The 13,627-nt window shown below is 68.6% G+C and carries 9 protein-coding genes and 1 pseudogene; 3 read left to right on the top strand and 7 right to left on the bottom strand.

Annotated elements, in window-relative coordinates; translation table 11 throughout:
- Positions 1-8: 8 nt before the first annotated feature.
- The 4 genes from ACWDEW_RS41460 to ACWDEW_RS41445 all read right to left on the bottom strand — a co-directional run bounded on the left by ACWDEW_RS41460 (position 9) and on the right by ACWDEW_RS41445 (position 5,235).
- Positions 9-872 (bottom strand): carbohydrate ABC transporter permease, encoded by an 864-nt coding sequence (locus ACWDEW_RS41460; protein WP_450520401.1) that lies wholly within the window; start codon positions 870-872, stop codon positions 9-11.
- Positions 869-1,870 (bottom strand): carbohydrate ABC transporter permease, encoded by a 1,002-nt coding sequence (locus ACWDEW_RS41455; RefSeq protein ID WP_450520399.1) that lies wholly within the window; start codon positions 1,868-1,870, stop codon positions 869-871. The genes ACWDEW_RS41460 and ACWDEW_RS41455 overlap by 4 nt, the downstream gene beginning before the upstream one ends.
- The gene (locus ACWDEW_RS41450) at positions 1,867-3,216 is read right to left on the bottom strand and encodes an extracellular solute-binding protein (protein ID WP_450520397.1); all 1,350 of its coding nucleotides are present in this window, start codon (positions 3,214-3,216) and stop codon (positions 1,867-1,869) included. Before ACWDEW_RS41450 ends, ACWDEW_RS41455 begins: the two co-directional genes overlap by 4 nt.
- 201 nt (positions 3,217-3,417) lie before the next feature.
- On the bottom strand, positions 3,418-5,235 hold the full coding sequence (locus tag ACWDEW_RS41445) for an ABC transporter ATP-binding protein (RefSeq protein ID WP_450520395.1): 1,818 nt from the start codon (positions 5,233-5,235) through the stop codon (positions 3,418-3,420).
- A 143-nt stretch (positions 5,236-5,378) separates the two neighbouring features.
- On the opposite strand from ACWDEW_RS41445, the gene ACWDEW_RS41440 reads away from it, so the two are divergent.
- Positions 5,379-6,404: a glycoside hydrolase family 43 protein gene (locus tag ACWDEW_RS41440; protein WP_450520393.1), complete on the top strand. Its 1,026-nt coding sequence runs from the start codon at positions 5,379-5,381 to the stop codon at positions 6,402-6,404.
- A gap of 24 nt (positions 6,405-6,428) precedes the next feature.
- On the opposite strand, the gene ACWDEW_RS41435 is transcribed toward ACWDEW_RS41440, so the two are convergent.
- Entirely contained in the window at positions 6,429-7,298 is an 870-nt protein-coding gene (locus tag ACWDEW_RS41435; RefSeq protein WP_450520391.1) for a CapA family protein, read from the bottom strand.
- 181 nt (positions 7,299-7,479) lie between these two features.
- Between ACWDEW_RS41435 and ACWDEW_RS41430 the strand changes: the two are divergent.
- Both ACWDEW_RS41430 and ACWDEW_RS41425 read left to right on the top strand, forming a co-directional pair.
- Positions 7,480-7,587, top strand: a pseudogene (locus ACWDEW_RS41430) (DUF5937 family protein); the annotation flags it as partial.
- Positions 7,579-7,893 carry an ArsR/SmtB family transcription factor gene (locus tag ACWDEW_RS41425; protein WP_450520478.1) on the top strand — a complete coding sequence of 105 codons (315 nt, stop codon included), beginning with the start codon at positions 7,579-7,581 and terminating at the stop codon, positions 7,891-7,893. The pseudogene ACWDEW_RS41430 and the gene ACWDEW_RS41425, both read left to right, overlap by 9 nt.
- Before the next feature lie 22 nt (positions 7,894-7,915).
- Here ACWDEW_RS41425 and ACWDEW_RS41420 read toward each other — a convergent pair whose 3' ends face one another.
- Both ACWDEW_RS41420 and ACWDEW_RS41415 read right to left on the bottom strand, forming a co-directional pair.
- Positions 7,916-9,880, bottom strand: coding sequence for a galactose-binding domain-containing protein (locus ACWDEW_RS41420; RefSeq protein ID WP_450520389.1), 1,965 nt, complete (start codon positions 9,878-9,880; stop codon positions 7,916-7,918).
- 71 nt (positions 9,881-9,951) lie between these two features.
- On the bottom strand, positions 9,952-13,512 hold the full coding sequence (locus tag ACWDEW_RS41415; RefSeq protein ID WP_450520387.1) for a choice-of-anchor D domain-containing protein: 3,561 nt from the start codon (positions 13,510-13,512) through the stop codon (positions 9,952-9,954).
- Positions 13,513-13,627: the final 115 nt, after the last annotated feature.

The raw sequence follows: 13,627 nt of genomic DNA, 5'->3' as shown, positions 1-13,627 counted from the left end.
AAGAGGCCTTACTTGAGGCCGCTCGTGGACATCCCGGCGACGAACCCGCGCTGGGCGACCAGGAAGATCAGCAGGATCGGGACGACGTACATCACGGAGGCCGCGGCCTGGAGGTTGGTGCTGGGGGTGCCGGCCGCCGAGACGTAGGTGGTCATCACCGCGACGGCGAGCGTGGAGTGGTCGGTGGAGAGGAGGAGTTGGGGCGCTATGTAGTCGCCCCAGGTCCAGGTGAAGGCGATGACGAAGCTCGCCGAGAGGACCGGCCAGGACTGCGGGAGGAAGATCCGCCAGAAGATGCCGCCGTAGCCGCAGCCGTCGACGACGGCCGCCTCCTCCAGCTCGCGGGGCAGGCCCGCGAAGAACTGGCGGAAGAGGAAGACCAGGTAGGGCGCCGAGGACAGGCCCCACAGCACCCACGGCCAATAGGTGTCCACCATGCCGAACTTGGCGAAGATCAGGTAGGTCGGCAGCAGGGTGATCATCTGGGGCAGCATCATCGAGCCGATGAGGATGCCGAACAGGACCTTCTTGCCGGGCGCGGTGAGCCTGGCGAAGCCGAAGCCGACCCAGGCGGAGCTGAGGGTGACGAGCGTGGCGTAAATGGTCGCGATGATCAGGGAGTTGCGGGCGTAGTCGAGGAAGTCGATGACCTTGTAGGCGTCGACGAAGTTGTGCCACTCGAAGCGGGTCGGCAGCCAGTGCACGGGGGCGGCGGCCAGTTCGGCGGGAGCCTTGAGGCCGGTGAGGACCAGCCAGCCGAACGGGCCCAGGAACAGGCCGGTGATGACGACGAGCGCCGTGTAGAGGACGAGCCGGTTGACGCGTATCCGCGCACGGGCAGGGGACTTGGGGTTCACGCTGGTGGCGGTCACTTCTGCGCCTCCGGGCCGACGTTGTAGAAGACCACGCCGGAGGTGAACCTGAAGATGAGTCCGGTCGCGACGAGGATCAGGACGAAGAGCACCCACAGCAGCGCGGAGGCGTAGCCGTAGCGGCCGAGCGCGAAGTACTCCGAGAACACGTGGATCATGTAGGTGTAGTTGGACTGCGGGATCGAAGTGAGGCCGCCCGTACCGGCGATGGGGGCGAGCAGCATCGGCATGATGGTCTGCACCGAGGCGATCACCCCGGTCACGGTCTGGAAGAGCAGGACCGGTGACAGCAGCGGCACGGTGATGCTGCGGAAGGTGCGCCAGGCGCTCGCGCCGTCGATGCGGGCCGCCTCATGGAGTTCGCGGGGGACGTCCTGGAGCCCCGCCAGCGAGATGATCATGATGTTGCCCGCGGCCCAGAGCACCGTCATGACGAGGACGTAGCGGGCGTAGGGGTCGGCCAGCCAGCCGATCGCGTCGAAGCCGAAGAAGGTCAACGCGCCGTTGGCGGCACCGGAGTTCTGGTCGAAGAGGTTCTTGAAGGCGATGCCCGCGCCCACCGGCGGTACCACGGCGGGCAGGTAGAGCAGGGTGCGGAAGAGGCCGCGTCCCTTCATGGGGCGGTTGACGAGGACGGCGAGTGCCAGTCCCGCGATGATCGACAGCGGCACGGAGAGCAGCGCGAACAGTCCGGCCCGGCCCAGGGCGTCCCAGGTGACCGAATCGCCCATCAGCTCGCGGTAGTTGCCGAGGCCGACGTAGTGCCAGTGCGGGGAGATGCCGTCGTACGTGGTGAAGCTCAGCCACAGCGCGTACGTCATGGGGGCGATGGTCAGCAGCGAGAAGCCGATGATCCACGGTGAGGCGAACATGTAGAACGCGCGGTGCTTGCGCGTGGTCATGGATGGCCCGGTACGCGCGGCGGGCCGGGGGCGGCCGGCCTTCGCGATCGGGCGCGGCCGTCCGACGGCCGGCGAGGATGCCTGATCGACCGTCATCCCACCTGCTCCTTCCCGCGTTTGATCTGTTCGTTGACGACCGAGTTGAGGCGTCCGGCGAGGCGGTCGACGGACATCTGGCCGTTCATCGCGGGCGTGGCCGTCTGGTTGAAGAGGGATTCGAAGGCGTCGCCCGAGATGTACGGCGAGAGGGCGACCACCGAGAAGTGCCTCAGTTCGTTCTGCTGTGCGCTCAACGTCCTTTTCTGGAAGTCCTCCTGATGGGGCATCAGAGGTCGCAGGGACTTCAGGGTGGGGATGCCCCAGCCGCTGGCGGCGCGGGCCTTGGCCGGTGCCTCACCGAAGAACCACTCGAAGACCCGCCAGGCGGCGTCCTTGTTCTTCGACTTGCGGGGCATCCACATGCCGGTGCCGCCCTGGCAGGCGCTGATCCGGGGGCCGCCGGCGAAGACGGGGGCGGGGGCGAGCCGGGAGACCTCCGCGAGCTTCTTGTCGGTGCCGACCATGCCGCCCATCCAGTAGCCGTTGTTCGACATGGCCATCCGGCCGGCCTGGTAGGTGGGGCCGTCCCAGCCGTTCGGGTCCGGCAGGACCGGGCTGGGGCCGACCTTGAGCTTGCAGTAGTCCAGGTACCAGGCGAGCGCCTTACGGGCCTCGGGGGTGGTGAAGTCGACCTTGGAGAAGTCGTCGGCGAAGAGGCTGCCGCCGGCGGAGGCGGTCATGGTCGCCATGAGCGTGAGCTTGACCAGGCCGTTGTAGCTGCCGCCGAAGACCGTTGTCTGACCCTTCGAACGCTGTACGAGGTGTTGGGCATGGTCCAGCCACTCGTCGAAGGTGATGGGGGTGTCCTCCGACGGGTAGTCGACACCCTTCTTGTCGAAGGCCGCGGCGTTGAACCAGAACATGGAGTCCTGGGAGAAGTCCTTGGCCATGCCGTAACGGGGGCCCCTGCCCTGCACCTTGCCGTCGTAGCGCCAGAGGTCGTTGACGGGATCGAGGTCGTCGGGCCGCAGGACGCTGCTGGTGGCGAAGTAGGAGTCCAGTTCCTGCATCACGTCCCGCGCGGCGTAGAACGCGGCGTCCACGGCGCCGACCCCGCGCACCAGGTCCGGCGGGTTCCCGCTGGTGAGCATCGCGATCAGTTTGGTGATGTCGTAGTCGACCCGCTTGATGGCGATGCCGGTGTCCTGCTTGGCCTGCTTGACGAGGTCGGGGCCCAGGTCGTCGGCCTTCGCCATCACCGTGATGGTCTCGTCCCCTCCGCCCACCCCGGTCGACACCTGGAGGGCGCAGCCGTTCAGCGCCGCTGCGCCGGCCGCGGCACCGGTCGCCGAGAGGGCGAGAAATCGCCGGCGGCTCAGGGGAGCACCACCACGTGGGTGCATGACCGCACCACCTCCAATAGAAACCGGTTGTCACGCGTTGGGGCAGAGCTTCTTCCGGCTTGGAAACGGCGTCAAGACCTTGGGCGAACTTTCGAAAAGACTGGGTGACCTCGACGACACAGTCCTGGAACACCGTTTGCTAGAAACCGGTTGTCCCCGAGCGTGCCGGAAGTCCCGGACACCGGGCCGGTGTCCGGGACGTCAGTGCAGGTCGGCGGCGCGCTCCGGGCTCTCGTCGAGGAAGCCACCCGACTGGTGCTGCCAGAGCTTCGCGTAGGCGCCCTCGGCCGCCAACAGCTCATGGTGCGTGCCCTGTTCGACGATCCGGCCGCGGTCGAGCACGACGAGCCGGTCCATGCCGGCGACCGTGCTCAGCCGGTGTGCGACGACCAGTGCGGTCCGCCCTTCCATGAGCCGCCACAGCGCCTCCTGGACGAGGACCTCGCTCTCGGAGTCGAGGGCGCTGGTGGCCTCGTCGAGCAGCAGGATCGGCGCGTCGCGCAGGATCGCCCGGGCCAGGGCCACGCGCTGGCGCTGTCCTCCGGAGAGCTTGATCCCGCGCTCCCCCACCATGGTGTCGAAGCCGTCCGGCAGCGCGTCGGCGAACTCGGTGACGTGCGCCGCCTCGCCCGCCCGGCGGACCTCGGCCTCGGTGGCGTCGGGCCGGGCGAACGCGATGTTCTCCCGCAGAGTGCGGTGGAACATCGCCGGGTCCTGCGGCACGTAGGCGATCAGGCCGCGGAGGTCGGCCTGGCGCAGTCGGCTGATGTCCTGACCGCCGATCAGGATGCGGCCGGAGTCGATGTCCGTCATCCGCAGCAGCAGCCGGCTGAGCGTGGTCTTGCCGCCGCCGGACCGGCCCACAAGTCCGATCTTCGTCCCGCTGGGGACGGCCAGGTCGAGGCCGTCGAAGAGGGTGTCGGCGCCCGCGTGGGCGAAGGTCACGTTCTCGAAGCGGACGTCGGCGGCGCGGGAGAGCAGCGGTTCCGGCGTGTCCGGGTCGAGCACGGTGGGCGAGGCCAGCAGCAGTTCGGTGAACTGGGCGGCCTCGGTCATCGAGCTTTCCAGTCGCCGGTAGATCTGGTTGAACTCGAACATGATCCGGGTCGCGTTGGAGTAGTACGTGAAGGCGACCACGACGGCCTCGACACCGTGCTCGCCGCCGCCGAGCGCGACCGCGAGCAGCAGGCCAAGTGCGTTGGTGAGTACGGAGAGCGGCGCGACGATGGTGTCGATGCGCAGGTTGCCGTAGTCCCAGGAGCGCAGGGTCAGCCGGCGTGACTGGGCGACGCGGGAGCGGTGTTCGGCCGCCTCGCGTTCCTCGGCGGCGAACGCGCGGACCGTGTCCATGTTCATGAGGCTGTCGGCGACATGGCCGGAGACCCGGGCGATGGCCTCCTCGCGCTGGTCGACGAGTGCCTGGCGGCGCCGGATGAGGGGTGCCACGACCAGGGCGGTGAGCGCGATCATCACCAACAGCCCTACGACGAGCAGCGGTTCGTAGCGCCACAGCACGACCGAGCCGAACAGCAGCGGCACCAGGCTGCCGACGACCTGGAAGGTCATCGTGTCGACGAACTCCTCGAAGCGGGAGGCGAAGCTCAGCACCCGCTTGGTGAGCGACCCGGCGAAGTTCTCGTGGAAGAACGCGGCGTCCTTGGCGAACAGTTCGTCCATGCCGATCACATACAGGTGCTCGATGCCGAGCGCGTCCAGCCGGTTCAGACAGTGCAGTCCGAGCCGCCACAGCACCTCGGCGAACAGCAGCACACCCGCGAACCCGAGGACGTACGGCAGGGTCGAGCCGACGCCGATGCCCGTGTCGCCGGCGATGCGGCCGACGAGCTTCGCGACGATCAGCGGTGCGACGTAGTTGATGCCGATGTTGCCCAGGGCGGGCAGCAGTGTGGCGGGCGCGGTCCACCGGCGCAGCCGGGTCAACTCCCGGCCGTAGTAACGCAGCGCGAGAAGCACCGAGCCCCGGCGCGACCCGGCCTCGCGCGTTTCAGGCGTTCCCATCCCCCACCCCATGTTGTAGTACGGCGCCCGGCATCGGCGCTGGCCAGGAATGGCAGTGTCCCGCGCGGGCGCCCGTGCGGTCCAAGCGTTTTTCCCTCAACAGCGGTGGTGCGCGAGGGGGTTGTGGGCCCTACGGTGAGATCATGGCGACCCAGGTGAGTGAGCCCATGCGGCTCCCCGACATGCCGTTGCACGATCCGTTCGTCGTCGTCGACGAGGGGACCCGTACCTATCACCTCTACACGTCCAACGACGCGTCCGTGTCAGGTGTGGAGGGCGTCGGCACGATGGTCTACCGCAGTCCCGACCTGCGCGACTGGACGCGTCCGGACGTGGTGTTCCTGGCGGCGGAGCAGCCCGACCTCTGGGCGGGCGAAGGCGGTTGGGCGCCGGAGGTGCACCGCTGGAACGGCAGGTACTACCTGTTCACCACGCTGCACGACGAGAAGAGCCCGCTCCCGGTGCCGCCAACTGGCAGATGGGGCACGCCGTTCGCCCTCGCGAACCACCGGCGCGGCACGGTCACGGCCGTGTCCGATTCCCTGCTGGGGCCCTTCACCGCGGTCGACCCCCTACGCCCCACCCCGCCCGGACACCTCATGACCCTGGACGGCACGCTGTACGTCGACCCGTCCGGACAGCCGTGGATGGTGTACGCGCACGAGTGGCTGCAGACCGTCGACGGCACCATGGAGGCGATCCGGCTGGCCCAGGACCTGACCGGGACGATCGGCGACCCGGTCTTCCTGTTCAAGGCCTCGGACGCGTCCTGGATCGGCGAGGAGATCCCGGCCGGCGTCCCGCACCAACTCCCGCCCTACGTCACGGACGGACCGCAGCTGTACCGCACTCCCGACGGTTCCCTGCTCATGCTGTGGTCGACGTACGAGAAGAACCGTGCCGACCCGGACGGCACCCTGAGCGGCGGTTACGTCCAGACCTACGCCGTCTCGGAATCGGGCGATCTCACCGGGCCGTGGCGTCAACACCGGCCGCTGGTACGGGAGGACAGCGGTCACGGCATGCTGTTCCGCACGTTCGAGGGGCAGTTGACGATGATCCTCCACCGGCCGTTCGAGAACGCGCGCGGCAAGCTGTACGACATGGAGTTCCACGGTCATGAGCTGCGGGTGCTGCGGCAGCGCACCGACCTGGACGGCGGCGGCTGACCCGACGGGCGGCTCTGCCACGGATCACAGGTGGAGATGCCCGACCCCGTCCCTGATGGCGATCTCGGTGCCGAACGGCTCGGACAGCCGCCGCAGTCGCGACAGGATCCGCTCCGCGGCGGTGAGCCCGGCCAGTCGCGGGATGCCCCGGTCGGCGTCGCGCGGGCCGTCCCAGTGCAGTTCGACCGGATGCAGATCCAGGGCGTTCAGGGCGCCGTTCGCGCCGAAGCGGCTGACGGCGACCACCGACTCGTACCAGATCTGTTCGTCGAAGACGCCGTGGACGCGTTTGCGTTCGAGGAACTCGGCTGCGGTCTCGTGCTCTTGAAGGGCGTCCTTCTCGTACGCGCCCCGGGTGAGCGGCTGTTGGGTGTTCTCCATGAAGAAGAAGTTGCCGAGGGAGTAGAAGACCGGGCGGCCCCGGTAGACCTCGATGCCGCGGAGCTGGTGGAGGCCGTGACCGAGGAACGCGTCGGCGCCGTTGTCGATCGCCTCGCGGGCGATGAGCGGGAGGAAGTCGGGGGGTTCCTCGCTGTGGTTGCCGGGCTCGTGGGTGTGCATGGTGGCGATCGTGAAGTCGGAGGTCTGTTTGGCCTGCCGGACGGCGTGCAGCACCTCGCGGCGGTCCGACTCGTGGACGGAGAAACGGAATTCGACGGCGTCGGCGTGCGGCTCGGGGCCGGGCTTCGCGGCGTAGCGGGTGCCGAAGAGGGTGACCGTGCCGTCTCTGCGGTCGGCGTCGAGGACGGAGGTACGGACCGATCCGGGTGGCAACGCGTCGCGGACCAGGGCGAGTTCGCGCAGGCGTGGGGGCGGGCACGAGTACCTGCCGGGTGGTGCGCAGGGCGTTGACGCCGGGGCGGCCGGGGACGCGGCCGAGCGGGTCGGCGGCACGGGACATGGGCTCGAAGCGGGAGGCGGCCGAGACCAGGGAGACGCGGTCCGCCGGAGTGGTGAGGAAACGCGGGGCCCGGGCGTCGGCGAGGGTGTCACCGGTACCGGCGTGGACGATGCCCCGCCTCGGTGAGCAGCCGGTCGGTGGAGCGCATGCCGGCCACGCCCCAAACTCCAGTCGCTCAGAGCCGAGTTGCGCGGTCGCCGCTGTCTGCTCGTGCCGTCCGCGCACGCCCGGCCGCATCTGATCGTCAAGGATGATCCGCCGTATCCGATCGTCGTGCACTTCCCCGTCGAGAACACCGGTCAGCAGTCGGAGCGGGCCACGCTGGCACAGGTACGGCTCCGGCTGTCGATCCTGTCCGATCCCGCCCGCCTGTCCCTGTGCCGGCATCTGGTGAACGAGCCGATCACCACGTCCGACCTCGCCGTGCGCACGGGGATGACCCTCCCCCAGGTCTCCCGCCACCTCGGCCGGCTGTGGGAGGCGGGTCTGCTGACCTCCCGCCGGGACGGCCGGCAGATCCACCACCGCCTGGACACGGACTGTCTGATGCGGCTGGGCGTGGACGTCCTGACGTCGATCATCCGCTGACCGCCGGGAAGCCGTCCCCTCCTCAGGCGCCGAAGACCTGGAACTCCGAGACCTGCGCGGCCGGCCAGCCGTTGTTGGCGGAGATGGTGAGGCGTACGTAGCGGACGGTGACCGTGGACGGGAGGGTGAGGGTCGCGGTGTTGCCGGTCGCCGGGTCGAAGGTGTAGGCCGCCGCGGCGAGGAGTTGGGGGGAGGTGCCGGCGTCCGTGCCGCCCTGGACGGAGATGGTCTGGGTACGGGTGGACCAGGCCGTCGCCGGCGGGAGGTCGAGGACGATCCGTCGGACGCCGGTCGCGGCGCCCAGGTCGACCTGGATCCACTGCGGGAAGGCGTTGTTGGCGGACTCCCAGTAGGTGCCGGTGTCGCCGTCGGTCGCGTTGGCCGAGGCGTAGACCTGGGTGTGGCTGCTCTCCGAAGTGGGGCGGTGGAGGGCGAGGTTGGTGGTGGAGGACGGGGCGTCGGTGGTGACGGTGACCTGGCTGGAGGGCTGGGACACGTTGCCGGCCGCGTCGAGGGCGACGACGTCGAAGGTGTAGGCGGTGGATGCGCCAAGTCCGGTGACGGTGAAGGACGTTGAGTCGGTGGTGCCCACCTGGGTGCTGGTCGTGCCGGACACCCTGAGGATGCGGTAGCCCGTGACACCGACGTTGTCGGTCGAGACGTTCCAGTTCAGCGAGACCGAGTTGCTGGTGTGTCCGGTGACGGTCAGGCCACCCGGCGCGGCGGGCGGTGTGCTGTCGCCGCCGTTGGGAAGTACGGGCTGAGTGGGGCGAGTTGGGGTCAGCGCGAGCTGGCCCTTGAGCATGCGACCGCCGTCGCCGGTCAGCCGCAGGTAGTAGTCGGAGGAGCAGGCCGTGCCGTCCTCGTCGAGGGCGAGGAACCCGGAGTCCGTGGGCACCCAGGCCTGGGTCTCGGCGGTCTTGGCGATCTGGTTGCCCTCGTTGTACTCGTCGAACATGGAGATGTAGATGCCCTGCACCCCGGCCCGCACCACGTTGTAGAACTGCCGCCACATGAAGTCGCCGTGCGCGCGCTGCCGTCCGGAGACGTCGCCGGGCAGGACGCAGGGCTGGTAGTCAATGCCGTTGGCGTTGCAGTCGGCCTGGTCGGGGACGGTGTAGGTGGAGTAGGCGTTGTCGGCCTCGGTGACATTGCCGATGGCGCCGACCATCCACGGCGAGATCATGTTGAAGGCGTGGTAGACACCCAGGAAGCCGGACTGCGAGCCCCCGGTCCCGGTCCGCCATTCGCGCGGGACGCCTCCGATGACGTAACACCCCTGCCCCTTGAACCAGTTGACGACGTCGAGGCAGGCGTCGGGGGTGAAGGGATGATTGGGGTCGTTGAAGCCGAAGCCCCAAATGCACACCACCGGCTTGCCGTTCTGCTCCGCGTAGGCCGAACTCGCCGTGTGCGCGGACATCTTGTTCGTCCAGTCCGTCTTGATCTCGGACTGCATGTTCGTCCAGTTGGAGACGTCGTACATGATGTAGAACTTCCGACCGTACGACTCGGCGGCGCTGCGCACCTTGGTCGCCATGGCGTCACGCGTGGGGCCCTCGCCGCCGGTGGGGTTGAAGCGTTGGAGGGCTGCCGTGTCGATGCCGTTCTGCTGCAGCCACAGGAAGTGGGTGTTGACCGTCTGCTGGTCGTACGACGAGAACAGCTTGGCGGGTTGGCCGTTGCCCAGGGCGGCGTACGAGGTCTGGTAGGTGTTCGTGTACTCGCGCACATCCGGCCAGCACTTGATGTTGGTGTTGTTCCGGGACGGCGGCTGACCCCAGTCCTGGCTCCAGTGCCACCAGCCGTTGATGGGCGCGCCGTCGCCGATACAGGCGAACCAGCCCTGGTAGCCGACGGTGACCTTGCCGACCACGTCGCCGGGTGAGCTCGCGGCTGACGCGGTCGGGGGGAGAACGACCTCCGTCGCTCCCACCGCGGTGGCCGCGATCGCGGCCCTCAGGAAGACTCTGCGGGTGACACCCATCTCGACTCCTTTCGGTGGTGGGGACCGCCGGGCGCGGGTGCGCCCGCGCCCGGCGGCACCGTCGCGTCAGGTCAGGTGTTCCAGACCTGGAACTCGGAGATCTGACCGGCCGGCCAGCCGTTGTTCGCCGTGATGTTCACCCGGAGGTATCGCTCGCTGGTCGCGGCGAACGTGAGGGTGACCGTGTTGTTGGTGGTGGGGTCGAAGGTGTAGGTGGCCGACGCCTTGAGGGTGGTGAAGGCGGCACCGTCGGTGCTGCCCGACAGGGACAGCGTCTGGTTGCGGGCACCCCAGGTCGCGGGGAGTTGCAGGACGACGCGGCTCGCGCTCTGCGCGGAACCTAGGTCGACCTGGACCCACTGCGGGAAGGCGTTGTTGGCACTCTCCCAGTAGGTGCCCTGGTTGCCGTCCGTCACGTTCGACGAGGCGTAGACGTCGGTGTGGCTGGACTCGGTGGTGGCCGCGCCCGCCGCCAGGTTCCGGCTCACCGTGCCGGCGCCGGTACCGGTCAGCGCGACCGTGGTCGTGCCGTTCGACGCGTTGCTGGCGATGTCGAGTTCGCCGGTGCGGGTGCCGGACGCGGTGGGTGTGAAGGTGACGGCCACGGTGCAGGAGGCGCCCGCCGCGATCGACGTCCCGCAGGTGTTGCTCTGCGCGAAGTCGCCCTTGGTGGTGACGCCGGAGACGGTCGCGGCGGCGGTCCCGGTGTTGGTCACCGTGACCGACTGAGCGCTGCTCGCGGTGTTGAGCGCCTGGGTGGGATACGTCAATGACGTCGGGCTGGCGGACAGGGTGGCCGGGGAGGAGCCCCCGCTGCTCGGGAACACCTCGAAGTCCGACAACTGGGCAGCGTTCCAGCCCGTGTTGGCGCTGATGTCGACCCGCACGTAGCGCGCGGTGGCTGCGGTGAAGGTGATGGTCGCCGTGTTGCCGTTGGCGTTCGGGTCGAAGGTGTACCCGGCCGAGGCCTTGATGGTGGAGAAGCTGGAGCCGTCCGTGGATCCCTGAACCGACAGGGTCTCGGTGCGGGCCGACCAGGCCGTGGCCGGCGGGAGTTTGAGGACGACCTTGCCGACGCCGTAGTTCTGGCCGAGGTCGACCTGCGCCCACTGCGGGAACGAGCCGTTCGTGCCCTCCCAGTACGTCGACGCGTCCGGGTCGGTCAGGTTCGAGGCGACGTAGGGGCTGTTGCTCGAACTCGCCGAGGCCGGCCGTCCGGCGGCGATGTTGGTGGTGCTGTCGATGCCGGTTCCGGTCAGGGATACGACAGTCGGGCTGTTGTTGGCGTTGCTGGTGACGGTCAGGTTGCCCGTGCGCGCTCCGCCCGTGGTGGGCTTGAAGCCGACGGTCACCGTGCAGGAGGCGCCGACCGCGAGGGTGGAGCAGTTGTTGGTCTGGCTGAAGTCACCGGTCGTGGCGACGGCGGAGACGGCTGCGGACGCGGTGCCCGAGTTCGTCACCTTCACCGTCTGCGCGGTGGCCGAGGAGCCGACCACCGTACCGTCGAAGGAGAGACTCGCCGGGTCGGTGTTGAGCACCGGCCCCGGCGCGGTGCCGGTACCGGAGAGGGTGACCGTGTTGGTGACCCCGCCCGCGTTGACGGTCAGCGATCCGCTACGGCTGCCCGTCGCGGTCGGCGCGAACTTCACACTGACCGTGCAGGTGCCGTTCGCCGCGATCGAGGAGCCGCAGGTGTTGGTCTGGGAGTAGTCGCCGCTGGTGGAGATGGAGGAGACGGACGCGGCGCTGTTGGTCGGGTTGGAGACCGTCACGGTCTGCGCGTCGCTCGTCGAACCGGTCGCCACCGAACCGAAGTTGAGCGCGCCGGGGGTGGCCGTCACGCCTTCGGGCGGATAGGGCGGATACACCGGGGCCGGCCAGGTGCCGCAGTAGGGCGTGCCGCTGATACCGGAGTTGCCGCCGCCGTCGGTGACGACGAAGCTGCCGCCCGAGCAGCTGTACACCGGGTTCGAGTAACCGACGCCGGTGGCCGTGACGTTGGTGAACTTGGCGGCGCCGCCGGTCTGTTCCTGGAGGGCAAAGGTGCCGGTGCCGGCGATGGTCACGTTGTTGAGGTTGACCCCGCTGATGGTGCCCTCGACCCACTGGACCGCTTCGTAGGGGCTCTGCTGGATCAGGGCGTTGGTCACGTTGATGGGGCCGGTGATCGCGCCCTGGCTGCCGTCGAACCACAACGCGCCCACGCCGAACTGCCAGTTGGGGTCGAGGCTGCCGGCCCGGACCATGGTGTTGTCGGAGATCGTGGTGGTGCCGACCGGCGTCGAGGTGAAGCGCTGACCCACGTGGATGCCGCCGCCCTGGGCGATGCCGGTGTCGACCACACGGTTGCCGCTGACGGTGTTGTCGTGGCCGCCGTAGATCGCGATGGCGTTGGCGAGGATCTGCAGGGACACGGTGTTGTTGGAGATCGTGTCGTTGGCGTCGGCGCCGATGGCGGAGTCGGCCCAGGTGGCGATGCCGTCGTCGCCGGTGTTGCGGATGTCGCTGTTGGTCACCTTCGAGTTGGTGACACCGCCGTGGAAGTTGATGCCGTCGGCGGTGGTGTCCCGGATGCGCATGCCGGTGAACGTCAGCCCGTCCATCGGTCCGTCCATCCAGGCGCCGACCTTCATGTGGTCGATCCACAGGTTGGAGACGGTGGAGTTGCTCATCGCGCCGCCGATGCCGTTGACCTGTGCGCTGTCGTCGCGTTCCTGCACATTGCCGAAGATCGCGAAGTTCTGGAGGCGGACACCGGTGCTCGCGTTGGGCGCCGAGTTGCCGTAGAAGCCGGGGGCCGTGCCGGTGACGGTGGAGTACCACATGCCGGCGCCGGCGATCGTGACGTTGTTGACGCTGATGTGGCCGGGGATGTTGAAGGTGCCCGGCGGGATCCACACGGTGCCGCCGGGGCCCGCCGAGCTGATCGCGGCGTTGAAGGCGCTGGTCGCGTCGGCCACGCCGGTCGCGTCGGCGCCCTTGCTGGTCACCGACACCGAGCCGGAGGGGGCGGTCAGGGCGGCGCCGACCTGCTCGAAGTCGGCGAAGTCGATCGTGTACGAGGAGGCGGTGTCGCCCGCGTCGACCTGGAACTTGAAGGTCGTGCCCGCCGGATACCTGGTGGAGAACAGGCGGTGGGCCTCGTCGTAGAAGTGGTGCGGGTTGCTGCCCGGCGTGTTGGTGAAGGGGTAGCTGCCGTAGTACCAGTTGTAGGCGTTGGTCAGCGTGAAGTCGGGCTGCTTGACGCCGTTGACGTACAGCGACAGCGCGGCGGTGTAGACCGAGCCGTTCGAGGTGTCGGGGATGCTGTAGCGGAAGTTGATCGAGTTGGTCGCCACCGGCGTGGTGAACGTGACGTACTTGCCGGTGCCCTGGAGCGTCGTCGCCTTGCGGTAGGACGCCTCGTCGGCGAGCTGGCCCGCGGTGTAACTCGGGCCGATGTTCGTGCCGTTGGTGTCGGAGTTCTCCGCCTGCACCTCGACGAAGGGCAGGCTCGCGCCGCTGCCGCCGGTGGCGGTGGACGCGGCCGAGGCGGGTGCTGCCGCCAGAGTGAAGACGCCTACGGCGGCCAGCATCACGGTACTGACCGCCCAGACGAGGGCTCGTCTGAGATCTCGGATGGAATGGAACACGTGCCACTCCTTTGATCACGAAATGCCGCAACTGTTCCGCGGACATCGCCAGGGAGAGGAGGGAGACAGGGGGTTGGTGACGATGCATGGGGGACCGTAATGTCATAGACATGAT

This window comes from Streptomyces sp. NPDC001100 (assembly GCF_053598575.1).
The sequence above is the reverse complement of the archived record's forward strand: the minus strand, read 5'-3'. Positions and strand labels throughout refer to the sequence as shown.

Excerpts from the sequence above, each read along its gene's own strand:
- ACWDEW_RS41455 (WP_450520399.1), bottom strand. The coding sequence starts at position 1,870 with ATGACGGTCGATCAGGCATCCTCGCCGGCCGTCGGACGGCCGCGCCCG.
- ACWDEW_RS41450 (WP_450520397.1), bottom strand. The coding sequence starts at position 3,216 with ATGCACCCACGTGGTGGTGCTCCCCTGAGCCGCCGGCGATTTCTCGCC.
- ACWDEW_RS41445 (WP_450520395.1), bottom strand. The coding sequence starts at position 5,235 with ATGGGAACGCCTGAAACGCGCGAGGCCGGGTCGCGCCGGGGCTCGGTG.
- ACWDEW_RS41440 (WP_450520393.1), top strand. The coding sequence starts at position 5,379 with ATGGCGACCCAGGTGAGTGAGCCCATGCGGCTCCCCGACATGCCGTTG.
- ACWDEW_RS41420 (WP_450520389.1), bottom strand. The coding sequence starts at position 9,880 with ATGGGTGTCACCCGCAGAGTCTTCCTGAGGGCCGCGATCGCGGCCACC.